Origin of the sequence: Rhodococcus tukisamuensis NBRC 100609 (assembly GCF_001894985.1) — a bacterium.
GTDB lineage: Bacteria > Actinomycetota > Actinomycetes > Mycobacteriales > Mycobacteriaceae > Rhodococcus_G > Rhodococcus_G tukisamuensis.
In genome coordinates this window covers 1-14,914 of the sequence record NZ_BCXG01000029.1, presented here as the reverse complement: position 1 = coordinate 14,914, position 14,914 = coordinate 1, and the positions used below count along the sequence as shown (strand labels likewise).

Annotated in this window: 15 protein-coding genes; 1 reads left to right on the top strand and 14 read right to left on the bottom strand. The window is 69.8% G+C overall.

Going from position 1 to position 14,914, the window contains the following annotated elements; all coding sequences use genetic code 11:
- Window positions 1-5: 5 nt before the first annotated feature.
- The 14 genes from coaBC to RT2_RS21615 form a co-directional block, all read right to left on the bottom strand.
- Window positions 6-1,286 carry a bifunctional phosphopantothenoylcysteine decarboxylase/phosphopantothenate--cysteine ligase CoaBC gene (gene coaBC, locus RT2_RS21680; RefSeq protein ID WP_072846881.1) on the bottom strand — a complete coding sequence of 427 codons (1,281 nt, stop codon included), beginning with the start codon at window positions 1,284-1,286 and terminating at the stop codon, window positions 6-8.
- A gap of 9 nt (window positions 1,287-1,295) precedes the next feature.
- The gene (gene rpoZ, locus RT2_RS21675) at window positions 1,296-1,598 is read right to left on the bottom strand and encodes a DNA-directed RNA polymerase subunit omega (protein WP_072846880.1); all 303 of its coding nucleotides are present in this window, start codon (window positions 1,596-1,598) and stop codon (window positions 1,296-1,298) included.
- Between the two features lie 113 nt (window positions 1,599-1,711).
- Complete coding sequence (gmk, locus tag RT2_RS21670) at window positions 1,712-2,296, bottom strand: guanylate kinase (protein ID WP_371851192.1); 585 nt, start codon at window positions 2,294-2,296, stop codon at window positions 1,712-1,714.
- A 62-nt stretch (window positions 2,297-2,358) separates the two neighbouring features.
- Entirely contained in the window at window positions 2,359-2,679 is a 321-nt protein-coding gene (gene mihF / locus RT2_RS21665) for an integration host factor, actinobacterial type (RefSeq protein WP_072846879.1), read from the bottom strand.
- A gap of 126 nt (window positions 2,680-2,805) precedes the next feature.
- Window positions 2,806-3,681, bottom strand: coding sequence for an orotidine-5'-phosphate decarboxylase (gene pyrF, locus RT2_RS21660; RefSeq protein ID WP_072846878.1), 876 nt, complete (start codon window positions 3,679-3,681; stop codon window positions 2,806-2,808).
- Entirely contained in the window at window positions 3,678-7,019 is a 3,342-nt protein-coding gene (gene carB / locus RT2_RS21655; RefSeq protein ID WP_072846877.1) for a carbamoyl-phosphate synthase large subunit, read from the bottom strand. The genes pyrF and carB overlap by 4 nt, the downstream gene beginning before the upstream one ends.
- Window positions 7,019-8,185: a glutamine-hydrolyzing carbamoyl-phosphate synthase small subunit gene (carA, locus tag RT2_RS21650; RefSeq protein WP_371851191.1), complete on the bottom strand. Its 1,167-nt coding sequence runs from the start codon at window positions 8,183-8,185 to the stop codon at window positions 7,019-7,021. Before carA ends, carB begins: the two co-directional genes overlap by 1 nt.
- The gene (locus RT2_RS21645; RefSeq protein ID WP_072846875.1) at window positions 8,182-8,667 is read right to left on the bottom strand and encodes a PH-like domain-containing protein; all 486 of its coding nucleotides are present in this window, start codon (window positions 8,665-8,667) and stop codon (window positions 8,182-8,184) included. The genes carA and RT2_RS21645 overlap by 4 nt, the downstream gene beginning before the upstream one ends.
- Window positions 8,668-8,669: 2 nt before the next feature.
- The gene (locus tag RT2_RS21640; protein ID WP_072846874.1) at window positions 8,670-10,004 is read right to left on the bottom strand and encodes a dihydroorotase; all 1,335 of its coding nucleotides are present in this window, start codon (window positions 10,002-10,004) and stop codon (window positions 8,670-8,672) included.
- Entirely contained in the window at window positions 10,001-10,942 is a 942-nt protein-coding gene (locus tag RT2_RS21635) for an aspartate carbamoyltransferase catalytic subunit (RefSeq protein WP_072846873.1), read from the bottom strand. The genes RT2_RS21640 and RT2_RS21635 overlap by 4 nt, the downstream gene beginning before the upstream one ends.
- A complete protein-coding gene (gene pyrR, locus RT2_RS21630; protein ID WP_072846872.1) occupies window positions 10,939-11,565 on the bottom strand; it encodes a bifunctional pyr operon transcriptional regulator/uracil phosphoribosyltransferase PyrR in 627 nt (208 codons plus the stop codon). Before pyrR ends, RT2_RS21635 begins: the two co-directional genes overlap by 4 nt.
- 211 nt (window positions 11,566-11,776) lie before the next feature.
- Window positions 11,777-12,301 (bottom strand): transcription antitermination factor NusB, encoded by a 525-nt coding sequence (gene nusB, locus RT2_RS21625; protein WP_072846871.1) that lies wholly within the window; start codon window positions 12,299-12,301, stop codon window positions 11,777-11,779.
- A 1-nt stretch (window position 12,302) separates the two neighbouring features.
- Window positions 12,303-12,866, bottom strand: a complete 564-nt coding sequence (gene efp / locus RT2_RS21620; protein ID WP_072846870.1) for an elongation factor P — start codon at window positions 12,864-12,866, stop codon at window positions 12,303-12,305.
- A gap of 16 nt (window positions 12,867-12,882) precedes the next feature.
- The gene (locus RT2_RS21615; RefSeq protein WP_072846869.1) at window positions 12,883-13,989 is read right to left on the bottom strand and encodes a M24 family metallopeptidase; all 1,107 of its coding nucleotides are present in this window, start codon (window positions 13,987-13,989) and stop codon (window positions 12,883-12,885) included.
- Between the two features lie 100 nt (window positions 13,990-14,089).
- On the opposite strand from RT2_RS21615, the gene RT2_RS26035 reads away from it, so the two are divergent.
- Window positions 14,090-14,902, top strand: a complete 813-nt coding sequence (locus RT2_RS26035; protein ID WP_072846868.1) for a B-4DMT family transporter — start codon at window positions 14,090-14,092, stop codon at window positions 14,900-14,902.
- Window positions 14,903-14,914: the final 12 nt, after the last annotated feature.

The window sequence follows — 14,914 nt, the reverse complement described above, 5'->3', positions numbered from 1 at the left end:
CGGACTCAGCCGGCACTCGCGCCCCCGCCGACGGCCAGCAATGCCGACGTCGCGTCGACGACCCGGCTCGCCATCAGCGACTTGGAGCCGTGCGCCAGCGCCCGCTCCGAACCGTCGGCGCCGAGGATCCAGCCGCTGTTGTCGTCGACCTCGAAGGCCTTGCCCTCGCCGACCGCATTGACCACCAGCAGGTCGCAGCCCTTGCGGGCGAGCTTGCTGCGGGCGTGCGTGAGCACGTCGCCCTGCGCATCCCCGGTCTCGGCGGCAAAACCGACGATCGCGGTGGTCAGCGGCAGGTCGCCGTCGCTGCGTGCCTTCACCAGCCCCGCCAGGATGTCGTCGTTGCGGGTCAGCGGGATCATGTCCGGCTCGTCCGCACCCTTCTTGATCTTGGCGGTGGCCACCGTGGACGGACGGAAGTCGGCGACGGCAGCGGCCATCACCACGGCCTCCGCACCGACCGCGGCCTTGTCGACGGCCTCGCGCATCTCCTGCGCGGTGCGCACCCGGATCACGTCGACCGCGGCCGGGTCGGACAGTTCCGCGGTATATCCGGCGATCAGCGTGACCTGGGCGCCGCGCTGCGCCGCGAGCCGGGCAATCGCGTAGCCCTGCTTGCCGGAGCTGCGGTTGCCGAGGAACCGGACCGGGTCCAGTGGCTCGCGAGTACCGCCGGCGGAGACCACGATCCGACGACCCTCGAGGTCCCGGGGCAGTGCATCGGGACGCTCCAACAGCAGGGTCGCGAGCCCGACGATCTCGTCCGGTTCGGGCAGCCGACCGGCGCCGGTGTCCTTGCCGGTGAGCCGGCCGGACGCCGGTTCGATCACGGTGATGCCGCGCGAGCGCAGGGTCGCCACGTTCGCGACCGTGGCCGGGTGCTCCCACATCTCGGTGTGCATCGCGGGCGCGAACACGACCGGACAGCGGGCGGTGAGCAGGGTCGCGGTGAGCAGGTCGTCCGCGCGGCCGTGGGCGGCGCGGGCCATCAGGTCCGCGGTCGCCGGGGCGATGACGACCAGGTCGGCCTCCTGGCCGAGCCGTACGTGCGGCACTTGCGGCACGTCCGTGAAGACACCGGTCTGCACCGGGTTCCCGGACAGCGCCTCGAAGGTCGCGCTGCCGACGAACTCCAGCGCGGCGTCGGTCGGGACCACCCGGACGTGGTGTCCGCTCTCGGTGAAGCTGCGAATGATCGCGCAGGCCTTGTAGGCCGCAATGCCGCCACCCACTCCGACGACAATGCGCCGGTGCCGGGTGGCGGCACCCGAGTCAAGTTCGGTCACGGCCGGCGGTCACTCGCCTTCGGTGTGCTCGAGCAGATCGGCGTGGATCTCGCGCAGCGCGATGGAGAGCGGCTTCTCCTGCAGGCCGGGCTCGACGAGCGGGCCGACGTACTCGAGGATGCCGTCACCGAGCTGGTTGTAGTAGTCGTTGATCTGACGGGCCCGCTTGGCCGAGTAGATGACCAGCGCGTACTTCGAGGAGGTGCGCTCGAGCAGCTCGTCGATCGGCGGGTTGGTGATACCGAGCGGGGTGTCGTACGCCGGCACGCCGTGGCGATCGGCTTCGGACGCGGCTGTCTGAGTGGCACTCATGTGCGTATCTCCTGAAATTGGTCGGCGCTGGGTCAAGCTTTGTGTACTAGTCAGGACTGACTGGAGGTCAGAGCTGGGTACAAGTCGGTACGGCGAAATACGACGGCGGTCGGCTACCGCTGACCACCAGCCAACAAGGATACCAACTCCTCGCAAGCACGATCGACATCCTCGTTCACGATGACCGTGTCGAACTCGTCCTTGGCCGCCAGTTCGACCTTCGCGGTCTCCAGGCGGCGGGCCACAACCTCTGCCGACTCGGTGCCCCGCGAGGTGAGCCGGGACACCAGCTCCTCCCAGCTCGGGGGTGCCATGAAGGCGAGGACCGCCTCCGGCATCGCAGCGCGCACCGCGCGGGCGCCGACCAGGTCCACCTCCACCAGCACCGGATGGCCTGCCTCGAGGGCCGCCTCCACCGGGGCCGCGGGGGTGCCCGAACGCTGCAACCCGCCGTGGATGTCCGCCCACTCGAGCAGTTCGCCCGCTTCGATCATCCGCTCGAACTCGGCCGCCGTGACGAACCGGTAGTCCTTGCCGTCCACCTCGCCGGGGCGAGGGTCTCTTGTCGTGGCAGACACGCTGAAGACCAGTTCAGGCATGCGTTCGTGGAGCTTGCGCACCACGCTCGACTTGCCTACGGCGGAGGGGCCGGCCAGAACTACCAGCCGACCCCTCTGCACTGCACTGTCCCCGGTCACATTCACCGAGGTGGTCTTGCTGCTGTCTGACACCTGTTCTGCGTCAGCCACCACGTTTGTTCTCAGGCCTCGAAATCGAACCTGGTCAGCAGGGCCTTGCGCTGACGATCGCCGAGTCCGCGCAGACGGCGGGTCGGGGCGATCTCCAGCTCGGTCATGATCTCCTGCGCCTTGACCTTGCCCACCTTGGGGAGGGCCTCGAGCAGGGCGGACACCTTCATCTTGCCGAGAATCTCGTTCTCTTCGGCGTCCTTGAGGACCTGCTTCAGGTCGGTGCCGCCGCGCTTGAGGCGCTCCTTGAGCTCAGCCCTGGCCTTACGGGCGGCAGCCGCCTTCTCCAAAGCAGCGGCGCGCTGCTCATCAGTCAACTGGGGAAGGGCCACGGTTCCTCCGTCTCGTAGTGTGCAAATAGTGTTCAACCACTGGATAACCAGCGGCGATAGCGACCGTACTCACGCTTCGCCCCGATTGCTAACTCGCCCCCGGACTCCGGTGGCGAATCTCGTCAGCTATGCGAGTCCGGCCTCGACCTCGTCTCGGACCCGTTCCGCCGCCGCACGCAGCGCCGAAACTGAGGGACCGTGACGAAGTACATCACGAGAAGTGTTGGGCAACAACAACTCTCGTGAATCATAGAATATCTCTGCGAGATCGGCCACAGTGGCACCCTGCGCGCCCAGCCCGGGCGCCAGGATCGGACCGGAAAACTCCGACAAATCCAATCCGTGCCCGCGTGTCGCACCCACGACCAGGCCCACCGTGTCACGGCCGTCACGGTTGTGTGCGACCGCGTCGTCCACCACCGACTGTGCCACAGACACCGCCTGGACTGCGGAAACCTCGCCGTCCGGGGCGCCGGAACCCGACGTTTCGGACAACCGGGCACCCTGCAGGCGCCCGCCCTCCGGGTTGGAGGTGCGCGCCAGCACGAACACCCCTCGCCCGGTCTCCGACGCCAGCGCCAGGGCCGGGTCGAGCGACCCGAAGCCGAGGTAGGGCGACGCCGTGACGGCGTCCGAGGCCAACGGAGAGCCGTCACCGAGCCAGGACTGCGCGTAGGCGGCCATGGTCGAGCCGATGTCGCCACGCTTCGCGTCAGCGACCACCAGCGTGCCCGCCGAGCGCACCACCGAGATGGTGCGCTCGAGCACGGCGTAGCCGGCGGAGCCGTAGGCCTCGAAGAACGCGACCTGAGGCTTCACCAGGGCCACCTCCCCGACGAAGGCCTCCACGCAGATCTCGGAGAACGCCTCGACGCCCTCCGCGGTCTCCGGCAGCCCCCACGCCTGCAACAGCGACGGGTGCGGGTCGATGCCCACGCACAGCCGGCCCCGGGCTCCGATCGCGGATCGGAGCCGGTGACCCCAACTGTGGCCGTGGCTCATGACCGCGCTGCCGGCTCGCGCAGCGTCGCGTGCAGGTCCTGCAGGGACTGCACCCCGATGTCGCCACGGATGGCGGCCTCGATGCCCTGCACCGCCGCGGAGGCGCCCTGGACGGTGGTGATGCACGGGATGGTCGCCGCCACCGCCGCGCTGCGGATCTCGTAGCCGTCCACACGGGGGCCCGAGTTGCCGTACGGGGTGTTGATCACCATGTCGATCTCGCCGGCCCGGATCTGGTCGACGATGGTCCGCGCGCCCTCCGGGTGGTCCTCACCCGACTGCTTGTAGACCTGCTCGCACGCGATGCCGTTGCGGCGCAGCACGTCCGCGGTGCCCTCGGTGGCCAGGATGGTGAACCCGAGGTCCGCGAGCCGCTTCACCGGGAAGATCAGCGACCGCTTGTCCTTGTTGGCCACCGACACGAACACCGAACCCGACGTCGGCAGCGAGCCGTACGCCGCGGTCTGGCTCTTGGCGAACGCCGTTCCGAAGTCGGAGTCGATGCCCATGACCTCGCCCGTCGACTTCATCTCGGGGCTGAGCAGGGTGTCGACGCCGGTGCCGTCCGCCTTGCGGAAACGGTTGAACGGCAGCACCGCCTCCTTGACCGCGATCGGCGCGCCGGCCGGCGTGTTGCCCCCGTCGCCCGTCGCGGGCAGCACACCGCTCGCCCGCAGGTCCGCGATGGACTCCCCCAGCATGACGCGGGCGCAGGCCTTGGCCAGCTGCACCGCGGTCGCCTTGGAGACGAACGGCACGGTCCGGCTGGCCCGCGGGTTCGCCTCGAGCACGTAGAGGATGTCGTCCTTGAGCGCGTACTGGACGTTGAGCAGGCCCTTGACGCCGATGCCCTTCGCCAGCGCCTCGGTGGACCGGCGCACGTTCTCCAGGTCCGCCCGGCCCAGGGTGATCGGCGGCAGCGCACAGGCCGAGTCGCCGGAGTGGATGCCGGCCTCCTCGATGTGCTCCATCACGCCGCCGAGGTACACCTCGGTGCCGTCGCACAACGCGTCGACGTCGATCTCGACCGCGTCCTCCAGGAACCGGTCGACCAGCACCGGCCGGTCGTCGGAGATCTCGGTGGCACGAGAGATGTAGTCCTGCAACGACTTCTCGTCGTACACGATCTCCATACCGCGACCGCCGAGCACGTAGGACGGGCGCACCAGCACCGGGTAGCCGATGCCGGCCGCGATCTCGCGGGCACCGTCGAAGGTGGTGGCGGTGCCGAACTTCGGCGCGGGCAGGCCGGCCTCGGTGAGCACCCGGCCGAACTCGCCGCGGTCCTCCGCCAGGTCGATGGCCTCGGGGCTGGTGCCCACGATCGGGACGCCCGCCGCCTTGAGCCGCTTCGCCAGGCCCAGCGGCGTCTGGCCGCCGAGCTGGACGATGACGCCCGCGACCGTTCCGGAGATCGACTCCGCGCGGTACACCTCGAGCACGTCCTCGAACGTCAGCGGCTCGAAGTACAGCCGGTCCGCCGTGTCGTAGTCGGTGGAGACGGTCTCGGGGTTGCAGTTGACCATGACGGTCTCGTAGCCGGCCTCGGACAGCGTCAGTGCCGCGTGCACGCAGGAGTAGTCGAACTCGATGCCCTGGCCGATGCGGTTCGGGCCGGACCCGAGGATCAGCACCTTGGGACGCTCGGTCTGCGGCGCCACCTCGGACTCGGCCTCGGGGTCGAGCTCGTACGTGGAGTAGTGGTACGGCGTCTTGGCCTCGAACTCGGCCGCGCAGGTGTCCACCGTCTTGTAGACCGGGTGCACCTTCAGCTCGTCACGCAGGGCGCGGACGCCGTCCTCGTCGCCGAGTTCGGGGCGCAGCGCGGCGATCTGCCGGTCGGACAGGCCGTGGTACTTCGCCTGACGCAGCAGCTGCTCGTCGAACGCCGCCGCCTCGCGGATCTCGTTGCCCAGCTCGTGGATCTGCAGCATCTGGTCGAGGAACCACGGATCGATCTTGGTGGCCTCGAAGAGCTGCTCGACGGTGGCGCCGAGGGCGAAGGCCTTCTCGATGCCGTACATCCGGCCGTCCTGCGGAACGCTCAGGTCGGCGAGCAGCGACTCCAGGTCGGTGGCCTCCACCTCGGGGCCGGTCCAGTAGCCCGCGCGCTTGGTCTCGAGCGAGCGCATCACCTTACCGAAGGCCTCGGTGAAGTTGCGGCCGATGCTCATCGCCTCGCCCACGGACTTCATCGTGGTGGTGAGGGTGCCGTCGGCGCCGGGGAACTTCTCGAAGGCGAACCGCGGCGCCTTGACGACGACGTAGTCGAGCGTGGGCTCGAAGCAGGCCGGCGTCTCCTTGGTGATGTCGTTGACGATCTCGTCGAGCGTGTAGCCGATGGCCAGCTTGGCGGCCATCTTCGCGATCGGGTAGCCGGTCGCCTTCGACGCCAGCGCCGACGAGCGCGAGACCCGCGGGTTCATCTCGATGACGACCAGGCGGCCGTCCGTCGGGTCCATCGCGAACTGGATGTTGCAGCCGCCGGTGTCGACGCCCACCTCACGCAGGATGTCGATGGAGAGGTCGCGCATCTTCTGGTACTCGCGGTCGGTCAGCGTCATCGCCGGGGCGACGGTGACCGAGTCGCCGGTGTGCACACCGACCGGGTCGACGTTCTCGATGGAACAGACGATCACGACGTTGTCGCGGCCGTCGCGCATCAGCTCGAGCTCGTACTCCTTCCAACCGAGGATGGACTCCTCGATCAGGACGTTCGCGGTCGGCGACGCGGCCAGGCCGCCACCGGCGATCCGGTTCAGGTCCTCCTCGTTGTACGCCATGCCCGAGCCGAGGCCGCCCATGGTGAACGAGGGGCGCACGACCACCGGGTAGCCGAGTTCGGCGACCGTGGCGTGCACCTCGTCCATCGTGTAGCAGACGGCGGACTTCGCGGACTCGCCGCCGACCTTGGCGACGATGTCCTTGAACTTCTGCCGGTCCTCGCCGCGCTGGATGGCGTCGAAGTCGGCGCCGATCAGCTCGACGTCGTACTTCTCGAGGATGCCCTGCTCGTGCAGCGCGACCGCGGTGTTCAGCGCGGTCTGGCCGCCGAGGGTGGCGAGCACCGCGTCGATCGGGTGGCCCTTGGCCGCCTCGAGCGCGATGACCTTCTCGACGAACTCGGCGGTGATCGGCTCGACGTAGGTGGCGTCGGCGAACTCCGGGTCGGTCATGATGGTGGCCGGGTTGGAGTTGACCAGGCTCACGCGCAGGCCCTCCTCGCGCAGCACGCGGCAGGCCTGGGTGCCCGAGTAGTCGAACTCACAGGCCTGGCCGATCACGATCGGCCCGGAGCCGATCACCAGGATGTGCTTGAGATCTGTGCGGCGTGGCATTACTTGCTGCCTTTCTTGGTCGAGCGAGCCTCGAGCAAGCCGGTGAAACGGTCGAAGAGGTATGCGGCGTCGTGCGGGCCTGCGGCGGCCTCGGGGTGGTACTGGACGGAGAAGGCGGAGTCGTCGAGCAGTCGGACGCCCTCCACGGCCCCGTCGTTGGCGCAGGTGTGGCTGACCACGGCCCGGCCGAAGGGGGTGTCGAACTCCTGTCCGGCCTCACCCTCGAGGGCGAACCCGTGGTTCTGCGCGGTGATCGCGATGCGACCGGTGTGGTGCTCGATGACCGGGATGTTGATGCCCCGGTGACCGAACTTCATCTTGTAGGTCTCCATGCCGAGCGCGCGGCCGAGGATCTGGTTGCCGAAGCAGATGCCGAACAGCGGCAGGCCCTGGCCGAGCACCTCCTTGGTCAGGTGCACCGCGCCGTCGGCGGTGGCCGGGTCGCCCGGTCCGTTGGACAGGAACACCCCGTCGGCCTCGAGGTCGAGGATCTGCTCGAGCGTCGCGTTGGACGGCAGCACGTGTACCCGGATGCCGCGCTCGGCGAACATCCGCGGGGTGTTGGTCTTGATGCCGAGGTCGATCGCGGCGACCGTGAACCGGGCGTCACCGCCGGTGGGCTCGACGATGTAGCCGCTGGTGGTGCTGACCTCACCCGCGAGGTCCGCGCCGAGCATGGTCGGCTGCTGCCGGACCCGGTCCACCAGGATGTCGTCCGCCGCCAGGGCGTCGCCGGAGAAGACGCCGGCCTTCATGGAACCGCGGGTGCGCAGGTGCCGCACCAGGGCCCGGGTGTCGATGCCGGCGATGCCGACGATCCCCTGCTCCTCCAGCTTGGCCTGCAGCGAACCCGTCGCCCGCCAGCTCGAGGTGACGCGGGAGGGGTCCCGGACGACGTAGCCGGCCACCCAGATCTTGGCGCCGGCGGCGTCGCCGGTGGGGCCGACGGACTCGTCGTCCTCGTCGTTCCAGCCGGTGTTGCCGATCTGCGGCGCCGTGGACACCACGATCTGGCGGTGGTAGCTGGGATCGGTGAGGGTCTCCTGGTAACCGGTCATACCGGTGCTGAAGACCGCCTCGCCCAGGGTCTGCCCGACCGCACCGAAGGTGCTGCCGCGGAAGACCCTGCCGTCCTCGAGGACCAGGACCGCTGCCGAATTGCTCACGCGTTCTCTCCGTTCACCCATGCCGGGTACACACTCTTGTCGTCTCCACGGAAGCCGGTGTCGATCTCGGTCCCGGTGGGCAACTCCCACCGGATCACCAGCACTCCGTCCTTGCTCATGACCTTGCCCGCGAGCCCGCGCTCGGTTCGGATCGCGCGGATCGAGTCCTGCGGGATCCAGATCGCCGACGCGCCGTCGCGTTCGAGCAGCACACCCGTCTCGTACCGGGACAGGTCTCCGGTCGCGCGGTAGCCGAGGTCGCCGACCGCGATCCGGTCCTGCCAGCTCGGCGCCAGCGTGCTGCCGACGTACAGTCCGCTGCTCGGTTCGATCAGCCGGGCGCCCAGTTCGGCGGGCGGCTCCGGCAGCACGCCGATCCGGTCCTGCTGGCGGCGGGCACGGCCCTTCCAACCCCAGTACATCAGCGCCACCATGACCACCCAGAACACCACGAATCCGAGGGTCAGCAGCAGCCGGTCCATGCTCATCGCTGTACCTGCCCGTCCCGGACGGTGACCCGGCCGCGCAGCAGTGTGGTGGTCACGCGGGCCGCGAAGGTCATCGCCTCGAACGGGGTGTTCGCGGCGATGGACGCCAGTTCCGGCCCCCGCACCGTCCACTCCCGCTGCGGGTCGACCAGCGTCAGGTTCGCCGGCTCGCCGACCGCGATCGGCCGGCCCTGGTCGGTCAGCCCGACGATCTCGGCGGGCCGCTCGCTCATCACCTTGGCCACGCCGCGCCAGTCCAGCAGGCCGGGCTCGACCATCGTCTGCGCGACGATCGCCAGCGCCGTCTCCAGGCCCAGCATGCCGGGCCGGGCCGCCGAGAACTCGCAGCACTTGTCCTGCTCGGCGTGCGGCGCGTGGTCGGTGGCGACGCAGTCGATGACGCCCTCGGCCAGGCCCTTGCGCAGCGCCTCGACGTCGCTGCGCTCACGCAGGGGCGGGTTCACCTTGTTCACCGCGTCGTACGTCTCGAGCCGCGAGTCGTCGAGCAGCAGGTGGTGCGGGGTGACCTCGGCGGTGATCGAGATGCCCTGCCCGCGCGCCCACTTCATCAGCTCGACGGTGCCGGCGGTCGACGCGTGACAGATGTGCACACGGGCGCCGGCGTCCCTTGCCAGCAGCGCGTCGCGCGCCACGATCGACTCCTCGGCGGCGCGCGGCCAGCCGGCCAGTCCGAGCCGGGCCGCGGTCGGGCCCTCGTGCGCGACGGCGCCGACGGTCAGGCGCGGCTCCTCCGCGTGCTGCGCGATGAGCACCCCGAGCGAGCTGGAGTACTCGAGCGCGCGACGCATGATGAGCGGGTCGTCCACGCAGTGGCCGTCGTCGGAGAACATCTTGACCTTGCCGACGCCCGACGCCATGGTCGCCATCTCGGCGAGCTGCTTGCCCGCGAGCCCGACGGTCACGGCACCGACCGGGTGCACGTCGACCAGGCCGACCTCCTGCCCGCGTCGCCACACATGGTCGGTGATGACCACGGAGTCCGCGACGGGGCTGGTGTTCGCCATCGCGAACACCGCGGTGTAGCCGCCGAGCGCGGCGGCGGCGGACCCGGACTCGATGGTCTCGGTGTCCTCGCGGCCGGGCTCGCGCAGGTGGGTGTGCAGGTCCACGAAGCCGGGCAGCAGCACCTGGCCGCCGGCCTCGACGACCTCCGCGCCCTCGGGCACGTCGAGTCCGGCGCCGATCGCGAGGATCTCGCCGTCGCCGATCAGCACGTCCTGCGGCTCGCCCTCGCCGTACAGGCGGGCGCCGCGGATCAGGACCCCGCCGCGGGCGAAGCCTCGGGAAGTGTTTCTGGCCTCACCGGTCACAGCGCTGCCCCCTCGGTACCGACCAACAACCCGAACAGGACCGCCATGCGAATGTGAACTCCGTTCGTGACCTGCTGCAGCACAGCAGTTTTCGGTGAATCCGCGACGGCGGAGGCGATCTCCATGCCGCGCAGCATCGGGCCGGGGTGCAGCACCACGGCATGCTCGGGGAGCATCGCGAGCCGCTTCTCCGAGAGCCCGTAGGTGATCGAGTACTCGCGCTGCGACGGGAAGAACCCGCCGTTCATCCGCTCGGCCTGCACGCGCAGCATCAGCACCGCGTCGGCGCCGGGCAGTTCCGCGTCGAGCGAGTGCGAGACCGTCACCGGCCAGGTGGAGACGCCGATCGGCAGCAGCGTCGGCGGCGCGACCAGCACCACCTCGGCGCCCAGCAGCGAGAGCAGGAAGGCGTTGCTGCGTGCGACGCGGCTGTGCAGGATGTCGCCGACGATCACGACGCGCTTGCCCTCGATCGAGCCGAGTCGCTGACGCAGGGTCAGCGCGTCGAGCAGTGCCTGGGTGGGGTGCTCGTGGGTGCCGTCGCCGGCGTTGATCACGGCCGGGCCGTCGCCGGCGTCCGCGGTCCACTCGGCGATCCGGTGCGCGGCACCGGAGGCGGGGTGGCGCACGATCAGCGCGTCCGCGCCGGCCGCCCGCAGCGTCATCGCGGTGTCCCGCAGCGACTCGCCCTTGGAGACCGAGGAACTCGAGGCGCTGACGTTGATCACGTCGGCGCTCATCCACTTGCCGGCCACCTCGAACGAGACCCGGGTGCGGGTGGAGTTCTCGAAGAAGACCGTCATGACGGTGCGACCCCGGAGCGTCGGCAGCTTGCGGACCTCGCGGCCGAGCAGCGCCTGCTCGAACCGTTCGGCCTCGTCGAGCAGCCCGGTGGCGGTCTCGACCGTGAGGTCCGAGACCGAGAGAAGATGCTTCACTTGCCCGCTCCCCCGTTCGCCCCGTCGCCCGGCGCCGCCTGGACGCCGCCGCTGAGCGTGACACTGTCGACGCCGTCGTGCTCCACGAGCTGCACCTTGACGTCCTCGGTGCGCGCGGTGGGCACGTTCTTGCCGACGTAGTCCGCCCGCAGCGGCAGTTCGCGGTGCCCGCGGTCCACCAGGACGGCGAGCTGCACGGCCTTGGGCCGGCCGAGGTCGCGCAACCCGTCGAGGGCCGCGCGCACGGTGCGTCCGGAGAACAGCACGTCGTCGACGAGCACCACCAGCGCGTTGTCGACGCCGCCGTCGGGCACGGAGGTGCGCTCGAGCGGACGGTGCGGCTTGGTCCGCAGGTCGTCGCGGTAGAGGGTGATGTCGAGCGAGCCGGTCGGCGGGCGGACCCCCGAGAACTCCTCGATCTTGTTCGCCAGCCTGGTCGCCAGGGTGGTGCCGCGCGTCGGGATGCCGATCAACACCACGCGGGGCGGGTCGGTCTCCGCGTCGAGCGCGGTCTTCTCGATGATCTGGTGCGCGATACGGGCGATCGTGCGGCCCACGTCGGCGGGAGACAACAGCTCCCTGGTCGCCGGTGACTCGGCGGAGGACGGCTCTGGGGAGAGCAAACTGGACCTCCTTCTCCGCCTCTCGGGACGGGTCGTTAAAGGATGTCTGACGTCGTCGAGCGTATCAGCGCGCGACCACCGGGACGGCAGCGGCGCCGGGTGTGCTCAACCACACCGGCCGGCGGGCGGCGGTGCATAGAACGCTGGAGACGACGAACGCCGCGGACCGATTCTCGATCGGTCCGCGGCGTTCGGGTCTGCACGGTCTTCCTCAGGCCTCGTCGCCGGAGGCCGAAACCGGGTCCGACTCCGGTTCGGCGGGCCGCGCCGACTGCGCGGTGGCGGCGGCCGCCGCCCGCACCTGCGGCGCGACGAGCACCACCTGTCCGAGCACGCCGTTGACGAACGCGGGCGAGTCGTCGGTGGAGAGCTCCTTCGCGAGCTCCACCGCCTCGTCCACCGCGACGACGGGCGGCACGTCCGTGGCGTGGAAGAGCTCCCACACCGCGATGCGCAGGATCGCCCGGTCCACCGCGGGCAACCGCTCCAGCGTCCAGTCCTGCAGGTGGTCGGCGATGACCCGGTCCAGGCGGTCCAGGTTCTCCGCCACCCCGGTCACCACGGTGACGGTGTACGGGCTGACCGGCGCGACGGTCTCGTCGCGGGTGGCCATCGTCGTCCGCTCGGAGGCCAGGGCCACCGGGTCGACGTCGCGGGCCTCGGCCTCGAAGAGGAAGTCGACGGCGCGCTTGCGGGCCTTGTGCCGGGCGCCGAACTTCTTGTGACTGCTGGACACGCTACGAATTCACGCGACCCAGGTAGTTGCCGTCACGCGAGTCGATCTTCAGCTTGTCGCCGGTGTTGACGAACAGCGGGACCTGCACCTCGGCGTCGGTCTCGAGGATGGCGGGCTTGGTGCCGCCGGTGGAGCGGTCGCCCTGCAGACCGGGGTCGGTGTGCTTGACGAGCAACTCGACGGTGACGGGCAGCTCGACGAACAGCGGCGCGTCCTCGTGCGTGGCGACCTGCACCTGCATGTTCTCGAGCAGGAATCGGGCCTGGTCCCCGACCGTGGCCTCGCTGATCGAGATCTGGTCGTAGGTGTCGCCGTCCATGAAGACGTAGTCGCTACCGTCGTGGTACAGGTACGTCATGTCGCGGCGGTCGACGGTCGCCGTCTCGACCTTCACGCCGGCGTTGAAGGTCTTGTCGACGTTCTTGCCGGAAAGCACGTTCTTGAGCTTGGTGCGCACGAAGGCCGGGCCCTTGCCGGGCTTGACGTGCTGGAACTCGATGATCTGCCACAGCTGACCCTCGATCTTCAGCACAAGCCCGTTCTTGAAATCACTGGTATCTGCCACTTACTTCGCGTCTCCTTCAGACGATGACGAAATCCTTGCTGGTGAGAGTGAGGAGCTCCGGCTCCTGCTCGCGAACGACGAGCGTGTCCTCGATCCTGACGCCACCGCGCCCGGAGAAGTACACACCCGGCTCGACGGTCACCACCGCACCGCAAAGGAGTGTACCGGTGCCGAGCGCTCCGATCCCCGGTGCTTCGTGGATCTCCAGCCCCACCCCGTGCCCGAGACCGTGCAGGAACAGCTCCCCGTGACCCGCGTCGGCGATCACCGACCGCGCCGCGGCGTCGACGGCCGACACCTCGACACCGGGCGCCAGGGCGGCGCAGCCCGCCGCCTGCGAACGCGCGACGAGGTCGTACACCTCGCGCTGCCAGTCCGCCGCGACACCCAGCACATAGGTCCGCGTCATGTCGGAGTGGTAGCCGCCGACCTGCGCACCGAAGTCGAGTTTGACGAAGTCGCCGGTCGCGAGCACCGCGGCGGTGGGCCGGTGGTGCGGGATCGCCGAGTTCGCCCCGGCCGCGACGATGGTCTCGAACGAGATGCCGTCGGCGCCGTGCTCGAGCATCAGGAACTCCAGCTCCCGCCCGACCTCCCGCTCGGTGCGACCGGGCCGCAGCCCACCGCGTTCGACCAGCACCGCCAGTGCCAGGTCCGCGACCGTGCAGGCCCGGCGCAGCAACCCGATCTCGTGCTCGTCCTTGACCATTCGCAGCTGTTCGACCGTGCCGGGGGTCCGGACGAACTCGAGGTCCGGCGCCGTCGACTGCCAGCCGGACAGGTTGTCGACCGTCACCACGTGGGACTCGAAACCGACCCGGGAGACCGGTGCGGCGGACAGCCCGCGCACCAACGCCGCGGCGCCGGCCCGGTCTATCAGCGAGGGCAGGTCCGGCACCTGGGCCGCCACCTGCGTCAGGTACCGGCCGTCGGTGCAGATCACGGTCCGGTCCTCGGAATCGGCGGTGTCCCGGGCGTCGACGACCAGCGCGGCGCTGGACCCGGTGAAGCCGGTCAGGTACCGGATGTTGAGCAGGTCGGTGACGAGCATCGCGTCGAGGCCGCGTTCGCGAATCTGCGCGCGCAACGCGGCCCGGCGGGACCCGTGATCGGCGGAGGACATGGCCCCAACCTACGGCAGCGGAACCCGTCGCGAGCGTCACCCGGAGCGGTCGCTGTGGGTTAGGACACAGACCTGTCGTGACGGTCGTTACGCTGTCGGAATGAACTCGTGGCTTCTTCGTGGACTCGGGATGGCGTTTGTGCACGTGGTGACACGTGTACTGCTCGGAATCGCCGTCACCGAATGGCCCCTGCACGGCACCTCACTGCGGTGGGTCAGCATCGTCGTGGTGATTCTCGCGGCGCTGATCTGGGGTGGCCTCGACGGCATCCGTGACGCGCGTGCGTACCCGGGTGAGGACGAGGGCGCCGACCTCACCATGATGTGGCTCAAGGCCGCCGTCCTCGCCGGCCTGCTCGCGGGCGCGGTCGTCTGGGTGGTGGGCATGGTCAGCGACATCGCCCTCGGCGAGAACTCGCTGTTCTTCGAACTGACCTCCGGCGCGGCCTTCACGGTGCTGCTCGTCTTCATCCCCGCGACCCTCGGCGGCGCCATCGGCCGCATCCTCGTCCGGCGCGACGCGAAGAAGTCCGTCGCCGCCCCGGTCGCGGCCGGCGCCGCGGGTGCGGCCGAGGCCGCGTACAACGACGACTACGTCGACGCGGGCTCCGAGACCGTCGCCTACGCCGAGGAGGGCTACGCCGAGTCCGACTGGACGTACGAGCACGGCGCCGGCGAGCAGGTCCCGAACGGCCAGTACCCCGACGCACAGGACCCCGACGCACAGGGCGGGTACTACCAGCAGAACGCCTACCCCGAGGGCGGCTACAGCGACCCGTCCGCGGACACCGAGGTCTTCCGGGCCGTGCAGCCGCAGTCCGACGACACCGTCGTCTTCCCCGCGATCCAGGACCCGGGCAACGGGAACCAGGGCAACGGGAACGGCGCACAGGGCACGCACCGAGCCGACTGACCGTTCCGGCCC

What these genes read in the sequence shown, in the direction of transcription:
- RT2_RS21645 (WP_072846875.1), bottom strand. Translation starts at nt 8,667, where the DNA reads ATGGACCGGCTGCTGCTGACCCTCGGATTCGTGGTGTTCTGGGTGGTC.
- pyrF (WP_072846878.1), bottom strand. Translation starts at nt 3,681, where the DNA reads ATGAGCCACGGCCACAGTTGGGGTCACCGGCTCCGATCCGCGATCGGA.
- RT2_RS26035 (WP_072846868.1), top strand. Translation starts at nt 14,090, where the DNA reads ATGAACTCGTGGCTTCTTCGTGGACTCGGGATGGCGTTTGTGCACGTG.
- carB (WP_072846877.1), bottom strand. Translation starts at nt 7,019, where the DNA reads ATGCCACGCCGCACAGATCTCAAGCACATCCTGGTGATCGGCTCCGGG.
- RT2_RS21615 (WP_072846869.1), bottom strand. Translation starts at nt 13,989, where the DNA reads ATGTCCTCCGCCGATCACGGGTCCCGCCGGGCCGCGTTGCGCGCGCAG.
- rpoZ (WP_072846880.1), bottom strand. Translation starts at nt 1,598, where the DNA reads ATGAGTGCCACTCAGACAGCCGCGTCCGAAGCCGATCGCCACGGCGTG.